Here is an 11,880-nt window from a genome sequence, read left to right on the forward strand (position 1 = left end):
GCACCGCTGGACTGTTTTTCCGCCAGTTCCGCCCCTATATAGGACCGTGGGCGGCGCCCGCCAAGGCCGATCCGGTGCGGAAGTGTTGGACTCCATCACATGCTGAACGACATCTATAACAAGCGGATCATCGAACTGGCCGGGAATATTCCACGCCTCGGGCGGCTGCCGGACCCCGACGCCACCGCCACCGCCCACTCCAAATTGTGCGGCTCGACCGTGAAGATCGACCTCAAGATGGAGGGCGACAAGGTCACCGACTTCGCCCATGACGTGAAGGCCTGTGCCCTCGGACAAGCCTCTTCATCCATCATGGCAAGTCGCGTCGTCGGCTCGACCGCGAGCGAACTCCGCGAGTTACGCGAAACCGTTCGCAAGATGCTCAAGGAGAACGGCGCGCCTCCTGAAGGCAAATGGGAAGAGATCAAGTTCCTCGAGCCGGTCCGCGACTACAAGGCGCGACACGCCTCGACCCTCCTGACCTTCGATGCCGTGGTCGATGCCATCGGCCAGATCGAGGCGAAAGCCAAGCAGCCGGCCGCGGCGCAGGGCTGATTTGGTCGAGATCGTTCCGGCGCGCGCGCCGGCATGACGATCAGGGAAATCCTACTTTTGCGAGCCTGCGCTTTGCGCTGCACCGGTCGGCACCAAGGCTTCCGCCGTCTTGGTCGATTTGACGGGCTGCGGTTCCGCTTCCGCGCCGAACCTCGCCTGCGTCTTCGGCGCAAGTTCCGCCACCGCGGGCGCCGCGACGTCCACATGCGGCAGCACGTCGGCCACCAGATTGGTGGTCACGAGATTGGTGAGCTTCAGCTCGCCAGCATCCAGCTCGTGCAGATCTTCCCACGGCGGCACGCTGAGCGCGAGCGAGAGCAGGTCGCCGGCGCCGCCCATATCGAACGTGTATTTGGCGAGCCGGCCGATGTCGCGCTCCACGATCATCAGGTCCTGCGCGCTGTAGCTCGCCGCCTTGGCATCGTCGGCACGATCGCCCATCCAGATCTGGTGGACCCGGACATGAGCGGCTTCCGGCACGTAGCGCTTCTTGCCGGCCAGCAGCAGGAACACGCACATGGATTCGCAATAGGCTTCGGGCGCAACCGCCGGACGGGCCGACTGCCCGCTGCGGTTCTGAACGCTGATGCCGACGGTGGTCGAAAGTCCTAGATTGCGGAAGCGCCGGCCGAGCGTGATCGCGTCGTTGACGGAACCGCCGCTGGAGTCGAGCACCACGGTCGTGCCGCCAAGCTGGCGTCCGCGCGAAAACTCCTCGAAATCCCTCGGCGTATCGGCGGTGATGATGCCGACCGCGCTGACCCAGCCGCGGCAGTTCGGGTCGCAGGCGACCCAGTTGAACTTCATCGGCAGCTTGCGCTCTTCGAGGGCGGCACCGGCATGAGCCGTTGTGCCGGTCGTGGCGACAGCTCCGAAGAGCGCGGCGCCAAGCGCGGCTGCCCCAAGCAACAACCAGCCGCGACGGTCGAGGGAATTCAGAAGTCTCAATCTGGTTCCTTCCCCAAGCCCCAAAGGTTCCCCAACAGTCCTCGGTAGCGCCCTCTGAGTCCATCATACGGGCGTATGTTTCTACACACGGTCGTCATAAAAATGGTATCCGGGGGAATACAGATCGTCCACAGGTACTTGCTGCACTGCTCCCAAAAAGCACGGGAAATATGGCGCAGAAACAACAACTTGCGGTTCCCTGCGCCGGAACCGCGCAATACCTCGCTCACGATCGCAGCACAGCGCTCATGAAGCATTCAACCTGCGAGCACTGTTCCACTCCCATCGAGGGCGCGCTCCGGCTCCCGCGCCGATTCGGCCGCGCACTGATCTGGCTCTACCGCCACACGCTCTCGCCGCTGGTCGGCTACAATTGCCGGCACCTGCCGACGTGCTCGGTCTATGGCGACGAGGCGATCGAACGGTTCGGGCTGTGGGCCGGCGGCTGGATGACGCTCGCGCGATTGCTTCGCTGCAATCCTTTCGGCACATCGGGAATCGACAACGTGCCCCTCAGCGCACCGCAAGGCGCGCGCTGGTATCTGCCCTGGCGCTATGGCAGGTGGCGCGGCGTCAACGCATCCTGAAGAGGACCCCGAACGCCGCGGCGCTTCGCGCATCGCTGCCTTGAATGGAACCGGAACTTCACCCTCGCGTTGTTGTGATGCTCCCACGGGAGGAAACAAGAATGCGCTGGAAAATCAGCCCACATTTTCACTTCAGGCTTGGTCCACATCCTGGTTCCAGAAGGCATCACGACCCAAGAACCCTCGACATGATTGCCATCATTGCGCTGCTGACGCTCGTGCTCGGCTCCGGCTGGTATCTGGCGACGAGCCTTGCCACGGCGCCGAGCACCACGGCCTTCATCGTGCCGAGCCAGAGCGTGCACTGGTAGGCTGGACGTTAGAGATCTAGCACCAACCGATCTACACCGGGTTTGGCGACATATCATCAGATGGCGTTCGCGTTCGTACGGCTGGTTGTCATCGCCCGGAGCGCGTGACACCCGCCTCAACAGGCAACCTAACGAAACCAGAAAAAGCGCCCGGGCGGTGGCGGGATCGACTCGGGCGGACGCAGCCGCTTCGGACGCGGCGGCTTTGGCGACGGCTCGGCGGACGAGGTGGTCTCCGCAGCCGGCGCCGTCTCGCTTCCCGGCACCCTCACCGACAGCAGCAAGTTCGATTCATGCGTCCGCCAGCGATAGCCGACGCCGAAATCGATCGGCTGGGCGCGCGTGAACAGTTCAGCGTAGCGCTCCTGGTAGCGGCCGGGGAATTCGTCGATCGGTCCGAGATAGCGGCCGAACGGGAAGAACCGCCACTGTTGCGCATTGTAGTTCGCAAGCGGAATGCCGGAATCGTCCTGGATGATGGTCGCGCTGTTGGCCAGCAGCCAGTTGCGAGCGACGGAGAAGTCGCCCTTGTGCAGGAGATAGGACGCGCTCTTGAGCAGGCTATTGCCGGGCCCGAGCGTCTCGCAGAATTTCAGAAATCCCGTGTTGCGCGCGCTGGCATTGGAGAGATCGGTCGAGAAATAGTACAGCGTGCGCGCCTCGCCGTCGCTTCCGGCAAAGGTGATGCGGACACCGCGCGTCGCGTTCCGTCCCGGATTGTCACCTCCCGTATGCACCCCGCCCTTGTCGTCGAGCGCGATCATCTCGACATTGCGGATGGTCTTGCCGGAGCGCGCGAGGAAGACATAGAGGATCGGCAACGTACCGTTGACCTGGTTGGCGTGCAGGTCGACCTTCATGTGCTTGGTGATGAAGAAGGAGAAGCTCAGGATCGAGCCGAGCGAACGCTCGACATTGTAGAGCGCGGCACCGACCGAGCCGCGCGGCAGCCGCGTCAGGTCAGGCACCGCGCCGACCGGCTCCAGCGCGCCGAGCACGTAGGTGCTGGCCTTGGAGTAGAACGCATCGGCGTAGAGGAAGTCGGGGCCGCTGAACAAATAGAACATGGTCGGCCGGGGCGCGGCCAGATTGACGTCGGCCCAATTGCGGATCTTCGAGAGCTGCCGCTGCTCGAGCTGGGCGAAGGCGCCGTCGAAGAATTTTGCGTGGCGCTGCCAGCCCGGGTCTTTGGTGAGCGTCACCAGCGGCGAGTCCGGCGAAGGCTGCATGCCCGCGAGAAAGCGCGCGGTATCATCGAAGGTGACGTCGGCGGCACGTGCAGACGAGACGGCCGCGGCCAGCAGGGCAAGAGCGACGGCCGCAATTCTCATGGGTCGAAACATGTCTATTCGCGGTGTGATGACGTACCAGCGGCGGCCGGCCGCCTGCGGAAAACAGCATAGATCACCAGACCCGAGAGCATGAGCAGCATCCCCGCCAGCGACTGCACCGGCCGCTCGGTCAACAGGTAGTACATCATGAACGCGGTCACGAGCAGGAAAACGAGCGGCGTGAACGGGTATCCCCAGGCGCGATAGGGCCGCGGCAGGTCGGGATCGGTGATGCGCAGCTTGACGACGCCGGCGACCGTGAAGAACGAACAGAACAACAGCGCGAACTGGATGAAGTCGAGCACCGCCTCGAAGCTGCGCGTGAACAACAGCAGATTGGCGACGGCAAGCTGAAACAGGATGGCATAGGCCGGCGCGCCGCTCACCGATCGCTTCGAGAACACGCGCAGGGCCGGAATGTCCTCGCCCATCGTCATCATCACGCGCGGGCCGATCCACATCATCGCGCTGATCGAGGAGATCAGGCCGACGCAGATCATCGCACCGACGATCCGGCCGCCGAGGCTGCCGAAGATCGCGCTGCCCGCGACGCTGGCAACGTCGAGCTGGCCGGCCAGCGCACTGACCGGCGTCGAGTAGAGAAACACCGCATTCAGCGCGACGTACAGGACGAGCACGATCAGCGTGCCCGCGAGCAGCGCGCGCGGCAGATCGCGTTGCGGCATGTTCATCTCGCCGATGATGTAGGTCGCGGCATTCCAGCCCGAGAACGAGTACATCACGAAGACGAGGCCGATCGCGAAGGGCGCGCTGACGATATGCGCGAGATCACCCGGCTGTGGCGTGAAGACAATCGGCTGCGGCGTGCCGATGACGAAGCCGGCGAGCAGGAAGGCGACGATCAGCACGACCTTGAGGATGGTCGAGATCAGCTGGAAGGTCGATGAGTGCCTGACGCCGGTCAATTGCACGATCGAGACCAGCCACACCACGCCGATGGCGAGCGGGATCGGCGGCAGATCGGGAACGACCGATTTCGCGTATTCGCCGAACGCCATCGCCGCAAGCGCGACAGGCGCTGCGAAGCCAACTGTCGCCGAGACCCAGCCGGCGAGAAAGCCGAAGGCGGGATGATAGGCGCGGCTGAGGAAATTGTACTCGCCGCTCGAGCGCGGAAACATGGCGCCGAGCTCGCTGTAGGAGAACACCCCGCACAGCGCGACGATGCCGCCGACGGTCCAAAGCAACAGGATCGAGAAGCCGGACGGGATGTCCTTGACCTGGAAGCCGAGGCTGGTGAAGACGCCGACCCCGATCATGTCGGCAACGACGATGGCGGTTGCGACCAGAACGGAGACCCCCGGCCCGCCCGTCAGCCGGCCGGTCCAAGGTGCGGGTCCCACATCTGATGCCGTCATCAGGGTCCTCAACCTCAGGCGTCACGTGTCGTTGGGAGCATCGTGCAGTCCGGTCCAGTCAATTCAAGCAGGGTTAACAAGGGTTAAATGTGGCGCGTGGAATCGGTATCACGGCACCTTTTGTACGCGATCCTGGGCAATAAAGCCCCGCCAACGCCGGAGAATCCCGTTTCGCACCCCCACAATCAGGACACGATTGCATGGTCCCCTTGAGCATTCCGGATTTGGGGAAGTTTCTCCGGACACTTAACGTCGCCTAAACGCCAGTCGGCTCAATTAGCTTGAATATTGCCGCTGGGCTTGTGGACATGACTTGGGGTCATGGGTGGATGGTCGGGGCCGCTCCGAAATTGAGAGCTGACATTCGTGCTGATCGGACGCTGTCCGGCGCGCGCAGTGGTGCGCGCCGGATCGCGCTGGTCTCAGCCTTGGTGCCGCTGTCGCTCACGCTGGTTCAATGCGGCAGGGCCCCCAACCCGGCGGCGCTCGCGGCGAACTCGCAGGCCAACGTCCAAATCGTCGCGAAGACCAATCCTCAGGTCGCAAGCAGCGACACGTTCGAGGATCGCTTCCCCGCCCCGCAATTCAAGGAGCGCTTCCCGTCGGCGAGCGAGAGTCTTCTGCAACGGCAGATGTCGGACTTCTCGCCCAAACGCGCCGTCCAGCAGCAGCCTCAGCCGGAGCAGGCGCCGTACAAGGTCGCCTCACTCGCACCGCAAATCCCCTACCAGCGTCCGGCACGTGAAGACCTGACAACGCTCGTCAGCATGAAATCGTCGGCCTTCCCCTATTTCGGCAACAACCCCGCCTCCGACGCGCCGTTCCTCAACATCTCCAAGGGCGATCGCCGCGGCCACCGCAGCTATTCCGGGCGTGTCTACTGGCAGGACGAGACCTACAGCGACAGCCGCGTGCTGATGCACGTGCCCGAGCATTTCGACGTGCGCAAGCCCGGCGTGATCGTGGTGTTCTTCCACGGCAACGGCGCAACGCTGGAGCGCGACGTGCGCGACCGCCAACTCGTACCGCAGCAGGTCACCGATTCCGGCGCCAACGCCATCCTGCTGGCGCCGCAGATGGCGGTCGATGCCGCCGATTCCAGCGCCGGCAAGTTCTGGCAGGCGGGCGGCCTCAAGCGCTTCATGGAAGAGTCGGCGGCCCATCTGGCCCGGCTCACCGGCGATCCCAACAACGCCCGCGCCTTCGCCAACATGCCGATCGTGATCGTCGGCTACAGCGGCGGCTTCCTGCCGACGGCCTGGAGCCTCGAGGTCGGCGGCATCAGCGACCGCGTCCGCGGCGTCGTCCTGCTCGATGCCGTCTACGGCGAAATGGACAAGTTCGCCTCCTGGATCGAGAGCCACCGCTCCGGCTTCTTCGTCAGCTCCTACACCCGCTACACCGCGCGGCGCGACCGCGAACTGATGAGCATGTTGCGGCAAAAGGGCATCAGCGTCTCCGAGGACATGGACGGGCCACTCCGTCCCGGTAGCGTGGTGTTCGTCGAAACCGGCGACGGCATCACGCATCGTGATTATGTGACGCGCGCCTGGACCCGGGACCCGCTCAAGGACGTGCTGGTGAAGATGTCGGCGACGCCGTCATTGGCGCTGACGCGCGTTGCGTCCACCAATCCAGCCGCATCGAGCCGCTAGCCTGTATTGCGCGCGCCGGCATTTGGCCGCGCTGTCCGCAATTGCCGCAGGCTTTGATCAAAATGTGATGTTGATGGCCGACATCCCCGGGAGCCACCGGATTGCTTCCGCTGGCCACGATCATAATTTGCCGGCCAAGTTTTAGCTTGAATTCTGCGGGGACAGACGGTGCGTCAGGGACTGTATAAGGTCGACTTCCACACGGTTCATGGAACCGGCTGCGGCGTCGTCTATGTGACGGATGGCAAGATGCGCGGCGGCAATTCCGCCTTCGCTTTCATCGGGACCTACGTCGGGGAAGGCGACAGCATCAAGGTCAAGATTTCGACCCAGCGCTACAACGACGATCCGTCCTTCAAGCCGCTGTTCGGGCACGACAGGATCACGCTGACGCTGGCCGGCCGTGAGGACGGCGACACGGCGGAATTCGAAGGCACCGCGCTGCAGGTGCCGGGCGTTGCCTTCAGGGCCGTGCTCAGCCGGATCAGCGACTAGCCGTCCGGCTTCCAGACCTCGGCTCTTGATCTTCAGGTATTGATGGTCAGGTCTTGATGTTCAGGTCTTGGGCAGCTTCGGAATGCTCTCGGCGAAGCCGTTGAAGCAGGCCAGCCGCTCGTCCTCTTCGTTGAAGAAGCGGCAATCGGCGTAACCCTTGGCCTTCGCCGGTTTCGGCTTCGGCTGCGGCGCGATCACGGCGTCGTAGCAGTTGAGGCGGTCCTTGGTGCCGTCATCGAGGTCGAGGCAGGCCTGGAGCCGTGCCGCGATCGACTGCGGTTTGCCCTTCGGCGCCGCGGCCGGCTTGGCCGCGGCCTCTTTGGTCCCCTTGGGCGTGACCTGCACCAGCGGCTTGTCCCCCACCATGGGTGGCTTGTCGGTTTGTGCAAACGCGGAGGCTGAATAGAGCACCGCGGCAACCGCCAGAATCATCCTCATGTCAGTCAACTCTCTTTGGTCCCCATGCCTCGCCTTCTAGCGCTCCCGCGCGTGGTTTGCCAAGCACCTTGCGCATAGGAAAACGCACCCTTCAGGCCGTGGTGGCAGCAGCCGGCCGGGGCCGGGTCAGGACCACGAGGATCAGCGCCAGGACGACGAAGCCGACCGCGACGAAGCCAAGCGGATGCAGCAGCTCGCGCGCGAACAGCAGCCCGCCGATGGCGGAGCCGACGGCCTGGCCGATATAGAGCACGGAGGTGTTGAGCGCGACGGTCGCCGATGCGAGCGGCGGCGCAGCCGCGACCAGCCGCACCTGCTGCATCGAATTGGTCGAGGCAAAGCCGAGGCCCCAGATCGCGACCGCGAGCGCCATCAACACCAGGCTCCCCGCGCCGAGCGCCCAGCCGGTGATGCCTGCAAGCAGCAGGCAGGTGAACAGCAACGAGGTTCGGTAGGGTCCCCAGGTGTCAACGATCCGGGTCGCGATGACGACGCCGAGGAAGCCGCAAACTCCGTAGATGCCGAACACCATGCCGATTGCATCCGGGCTCGCCTCGGTCAGCTTCTTGAGCAGCGGACCCATGAAGGTGAACACCACGAACTGCCCGGACATTTGCAGCATCGTGATCGCAAGCAGTAGCAGGATCGTCCTGCTGCGGCCGACCGCGCTCCACGTCTTCAAGTCCACCGGCGCGCCCTTCAGGCCCACCGGCAGGCGCAACAGCAACAACAGGAAGCTGATGCAGCCGAGCGCGCCGATCCCGCCATAGGCCGCGCGCCAGCCGTAGCGGCTGGCGATGAAAGTAATCAGCGGGAGACCGACGGCCGCAGCTAACGACCAGCCGAGAAAGATGTAGGCGATGGTGCTGCCCCGCCGCTTCACCGGCACGATCAGCGCCGCCGTGCCCGCAGCCTGCGGCGTGTAGAGCGCGCCGACCGCCAGCATCAGCAGGCGAATGATGAGGAGACTTGTGTAGTCAGGGGCAAATGCCGAGGCGAGATTGCCAAGGGCGAGCACCGCAAGCGTGGTCGCAAGCAGCGTCCGCCGCTCGATGCGGCTGGTCAGCCACGCCGTCAGCGGCGAGCCGATGCACAGCGTAATCGCGCCGAAGGTGATCAGGAGCCCCGCGGCATGGATGGTGATACCGAGCCCGGTCGACAATTCCGGCAGCATGCCCGCCGGCGCCAGCACCGAGCAACCGGTGACGAGATTGCCGAGCATCAGGGCGGTTGGCGTGAAACGGGCAACGGCAGGCGAATTTTCCATGCAAATGCATGTACAGCGGGCCTGCGGCCATTGAAAGGGTATCGCACGAAATAGTTGGTTCACGGCCCCGGCTTTTGCGCGCCACTTTCTTGGAAATGCCGGATTGCACAGGCCGAATCGCCTGATATATCGCTCGTTCCCGCTTACCTGCGCTCGTTCGCAGGAGTGAGCCTCAGGAGAAAAGCATGACCGACCAGCCCAAATCCGAATCCGGCTTTCAATACAGCCTCAGCAATCTGAGACCCGTGACCCCGCCCGAAAAGATCACCCTCACCTTCCCCGACGGCGCCCGGCGCGAATACGCCAAAAGCATCACCGGCCTCGAGATCGCCAAGGGCATTTCGCCGTCGCTGGCCAAGCGCACGGTCGCGATGGCGCTCGACGGCGAGGTCGCCGACCTCGACGATCCCATCGAAGCCGATGCCAAGATCGAGCTGATCAACCGCGACGATCCGCGCGCGCTCGAGCTGATCCGCCACGACTGCGCGCACGTGCTCGCCGAAGCCGTGCAGACGCTGTGGCCCGGCACGCAAGTCACCATCGGTCCCGTGATCGAAAACGGCTTCTACTACGACTTCTTCCGCAACGAGCCGTTCACGCCGGAAGACTTTGCCGCGATCGAGAAGAAGATGCGCGAGATCATCGCGCGCGACAAACCCTTCACCAAGGAAGTCTGGGATCGCGAGAAGACCAAGCAGGTGTTCCGCGACAAGGGCGAGGCATTCAAGGTCGAGCTGGTCGACGCCATTCCCGGCAACGAGCCGATCAAGATCTACTACCAGGGCGACTGGTTCGATCTCTGCCGCGGCCCGCACATGACCTCGACCGGCAAGGTCGGCAACGCCTTCAAGCTGATGAAGGTGGCCGGCGCCTATTGGCGCGGCGACAGCAACAACCCGATGCTGACGCGCATCTACGGCACGGCGTTCGCGAAGCAGGAGGACCTCGACGCTTATCTGAAGCAGATCGAGGAAGCCGAAAAGCGCGACCATCGCAAGCTCGGGCGCGAGCTCGACCTCTTCCACTTCCAGGAAGAAGGTCCGGGCGTCGTGTTCTGGCACGCCAAGGGCTGGACCATCTTCCRGCAGCTGATCGCCTATATGCGCCGGCGCCTCGCCGGCGACTACAGCGAGGTCAATGCGCCGCAGATCCTCGACAAGTCCTTGTGGGAGACCTCGGGCCATTGGGGCTGGTATCGCGAGAACATGTTCGCAGCGCAGTCGGCCGGCGACGAGGCCGAAGACAAGCGCTGGTTTGCGCTGAAGCCGATGAACTGCCCCGGCCACGTGCAGATCTTCAAGCACGGCCTGAAGAGCTATCGCGACCTGCCGCTCCGTCTCGCCGAGTTCGGCGTGGTGCATCGCTATGAGCCGTCCGGCGCCATGCACGGCCTGATGCGCGTGCGCGGCTTCACCCAGGACGACGCGCACGTCTTCTGCATGGAAGACCAGCTCGCCGACGAGTGCCTGAAGATCAACGACCTGATCCTGTCGACCTATGCCGATTTCGGCTTCACCGGAGATCTCACGGTGAAGCTCTCGACCCGGCCCGAGAAGCGCGTCGGCACCGATGCGATGTGGGATCACGCCGAGCGCGTGATGGCGACGGTGCTGCGCGAGATCCAGTCGCAGAACAATCACATCAAGACCGAGATCAATCCGGGCGAAGGCGCCTTCTACGGGCCGAAGTTCGAATATGTGCTGCGCGACGCCATCGGCCGCGACTGGCAGTGCGGCACCACGCAGGTCGACTTCAACCTGCCGGAGCGGTTCGGTGCGTTCTACATCGACCATGACAGCGGCAAGAAGGCGCCGGTGATGGTGCACCGCGCGATCTGCGGCTCGATGGAGCGCTTCATCGGCATCCTGATCGAGCACTATGCCGGCAATTTCCCGCTCTGGCTGTCTCCGGTGCAGGTGGTGGTCACCACCATCACCTCGGAGGCCGACGAGTATGCCAAGCAGGTGCTGGAACAGGTCCGGCGCGCGGGGCTTCGGGCCGAGATCGACCTGCGCAACGAGAAGATCAACTACAAGGTCCGCGAGCACTCGCTGGCCAAGATTCCGGCGCTGCTCGTGTGCGGGAAGAAGGAGGCCGAGACGCAGTCGGTCTCCGTCCGCCGGCTCGGCAGCGACGGCCAGAAGGTGATGACGACGGTGGAGGCGCTCGCCGCCCTCGTCGACGAGGCCACCCCACCGGACGTCCGGCGGGCGCGCGACGCGGCCTGATCCCTGAAATCGATCTAAACTCGCTTTCGGTTGCGGGCGTGCATGCTTATCTCGGCATGGCACGCCCGACGACCAGCCGAAGAGGACATCGCAGTGCCCGACGCCATCGAACTCCTGAAGACCCGCCGCTCGGTCAAGCCGCGCGAGATGACCGGGCCCGGCCCCTCCCCCGCCGAGCTCGAAACCATCCTCACCATCGGTGCGCGCGTGCCCGACCACGGCAAGCTCGCGCCCTGGCGCTTCATCATTTTCGAGGGTGACGCCCGCGAGCGGGCCGGCGAGGTCATCGCGACGGTCTTTGCCCGCAAGAATCCGGACGCACCGGCGGCGAACATCGAGACCGAGCGCAAACGCCTCACCGACGCGCCGCTGGTGATCGGTATCGTCAGCTTCACCAAGCCGCATCCAAAGGTGCCGGCGTTCGAGCAGGAATTGTCGGCCGGCGCCAGCGTCATGAACATTGTCACGGCCGCGACCGCGCTCGGCTACGGCGCCTGCTGGCTGACCGGCTGGTTCGCCTTCGATCGCGACGTGCTGGACGGCCTCGGCCTCAAGCCGGACGAAAAGCTCGCCGGCCTCGTCCATATCGGCACGCCGACCAAGCCCAGCGAAGACCGTCCGCGGCCGTTCCTTTCGGAAATCGTGACGCGTTTTTAATCGATGTCTTGTTGACGCCTCCAACGTCT

12 protein-coding genes are annotated in these 11,880 nt (G+C 64.2%); 7 read left to right on the forward strand and 5 right to left on the reverse strand.

Features of this window, described 5'->3' with window-relative positions; all coding sequences use genetic code 11:
* Positions 1-99 precede the first annotated feature (99 nt).
* Positions 100-555 carry an iron-sulfur cluster assembly scaffold protein gene (locus AB4Z51_RS25090; protein ID WP_014494348.1) on the forward strand — a complete coding sequence of 152 codons (456 nt, stop codon included), beginning with the start codon at positions 100-102 and terminating at the stop codon, positions 553-555.
* Between the two features lie 51 nt (positions 556-606).
* Here the strand turns inward: AB4Z51_RS25090 and AB4Z51_RS25095 are convergent, their stop codons facing one another.
* Positions 607-1,503 (reverse strand): hypothetical protein, encoded by an 897-nt coding sequence (locus AB4Z51_RS25095; RefSeq protein ID WP_167768283.1) that lies wholly within the window; start codon positions 1,501-1,503, stop codon positions 607-609.
* A 248-nt stretch (positions 1,504-1,751) separates the two neighbouring features.
* Between AB4Z51_RS25095 and yidD the strand changes: the two genes are divergently transcribed.
* Complete coding sequence (gene yidD / locus AB4Z51_RS25100) at positions 1,752-2,090, forward strand: membrane protein insertion efficiency factor YidD (RefSeq protein WP_063982515.1); 339 nt, start codon at positions 1,752-1,754, stop codon at positions 2,088-2,090.
* Positions 2,091-2,191: 101 nt separating this feature from the next.
* Positions 2,192-2,401 (forward strand): hypothetical protein, encoded by a 210-nt coding sequence (locus AB4Z51_RS25105; protein ID WP_167768284.1) that lies wholly within the window; start codon positions 2,192-2,194, stop codon positions 2,399-2,401.
* 128 nt (positions 2,402-2,529) lie between these two features.
* On the opposite strand, the gene AB4Z51_RS25110 is transcribed toward AB4Z51_RS25105, so the two are convergent.
* On the reverse strand, positions 2,530-3,744 hold the full coding sequence (locus tag AB4Z51_RS25110) for a hypothetical protein (protein WP_135216520.1): 1,215 nt from the start codon (positions 3,742-3,744) through the stop codon (positions 2,530-2,532).
* Positions 3,745-3,746: 2 nt separating this feature from the next.
* On the reverse strand, positions 3,747-5,111 hold the full coding sequence (locus AB4Z51_RS25115) for an APC family permease (RefSeq protein WP_354125861.1): 1,365 nt from the start codon (positions 5,109-5,111) through the stop codon (positions 3,747-3,749).
* Positions 5,112-5,440: 329 nt separating this feature from the next.
* Here AB4Z51_RS25115 and AB4Z51_RS25120 point away from each other — a divergent pair, with 329 nt between their 5' ends.
* The gene (locus tag AB4Z51_RS25120; RefSeq protein WP_071912671.1) at positions 5,441-6,766 is read left to right on the forward strand and encodes an alpha/beta hydrolase; all 1,326 of its coding nucleotides are present in this window, start codon (positions 5,441-5,443) and stop codon (positions 6,764-6,766) included.
* A 168-nt stretch (positions 6,767-6,934) separates the two neighbouring features.
* Positions 6,935-7,261, forward strand: coding sequence for a GrlR family regulatory protein (locus tag AB4Z51_RS25125; RefSeq protein WP_063982511.1), 327 nt, complete (start codon positions 6,935-6,937; stop codon positions 7,259-7,261).
* A gap of 60 nt (positions 7,262-7,321) precedes the next feature.
* On the opposite strand, the gene AB4Z51_RS25130 is transcribed toward AB4Z51_RS25125, so the two are convergent.
* Positions 7,322-7,699: a hypothetical protein gene (locus AB4Z51_RS25130; protein ID WP_135216523.1), complete on the reverse strand. Its 378-nt coding sequence runs from the start codon at positions 7,697-7,699 to the stop codon at positions 7,322-7,324.
* Between the two features lie 91 nt (positions 7,700-7,790).
* Positions 7,791-8,966, reverse strand: coding sequence for an MFS transporter (locus tag AB4Z51_RS25135; protein WP_441498209.1), 1,176 nt, complete (start codon positions 8,964-8,966; stop codon positions 7,791-7,793).
* A 185-nt stretch (positions 8,967-9,151) separates the two neighbouring features.
* Between AB4Z51_RS25135 and thrS the strand changes: the two genes are divergently transcribed.
* Positions 9,152-11,194 (forward strand): threonine--tRNA ligase, encoded by a 2,043-nt coding sequence (thrS, locus tag AB4Z51_RS25140; RefSeq protein ID WP_441498210.1) that lies wholly within the window; start codon positions 9,152-9,154, stop codon positions 11,192-11,194.
* A gap of 93 nt (positions 11,195-11,287) precedes the next feature.
* The gene (locus AB4Z51_RS25145) at positions 11,288-11,851 is read left to right on the forward strand and encodes a nitroreductase family protein (protein WP_028154760.1); all 564 of its coding nucleotides are present in this window, start codon (positions 11,288-11,290) and stop codon (positions 11,849-11,851) included.
* The last annotated feature ends 29 nt before the right edge of the window (positions 11,852-11,880 follow it).

It is taken from the genome of Bradyrhizobium sp. 2TAF36, from assembly GCF_052114925.1.
In the GTDB taxonomy this organism is placed as follows: domain Bacteria; phylum Pseudomonadota; class Alphaproteobacteria; order Rhizobiales; family Xanthobacteraceae; genus Bradyrhizobium; species Bradyrhizobium barranii.

Coding starts and splice junctions, on each gene's coding strand:
- AB4Z51_RS25090 (WP_014494348.1), top strand. CDS start 100: ATGCTGAACGACATCTATAACAAGCGGATCATCGAACTGGCCGGGAAT.
- yidD (WP_063982515.1), top strand. CDS start 1,752: ATGAAGCATTCAACCTGCGAGCACTGTTCCACTCCCATCGAGGGCGCG.
- AB4Z51_RS25105 (WP_167768284.1), top strand. CDS start 2,192: ATGCGCTGGAAAATCAGCCCACATTTTCACTTCAGGCTTGGTCCACAT.
- AB4Z51_RS25110 (WP_135216520.1), bottom strand. CDS start 3,744: ATGTTTCGACCCATGAGAATTGCGGCCGTCGCTCTTGCCCTGCTGGCC.
- AB4Z51_RS25115 (WP_354125861.1), bottom strand. CDS start 5,111: ATGACGGCATCAGATGTGGGACCCGCACCTTGGACCGGCCGGCTGACG.
- AB4Z51_RS25120 (WP_071912671.1), top strand. CDS start 5,441: ATGGTCGGGGCCGCTCCGAAATTGAGAGCTGACATTCGTGCTGATCGG.
- AB4Z51_RS25130 (WP_135216523.1), bottom strand. CDS start 7,699: ATGAGGATGATTCTGGCGGTTGCCGCGGTGCTCTATTCAGCCTCCGCG.
- AB4Z51_RS25135 (WP_441498209.1), bottom strand. CDS start 8,966: ATGGAAAATTCGCCTGCCGTTGCCCGTTTCACGCCAACCGCCCTGATG.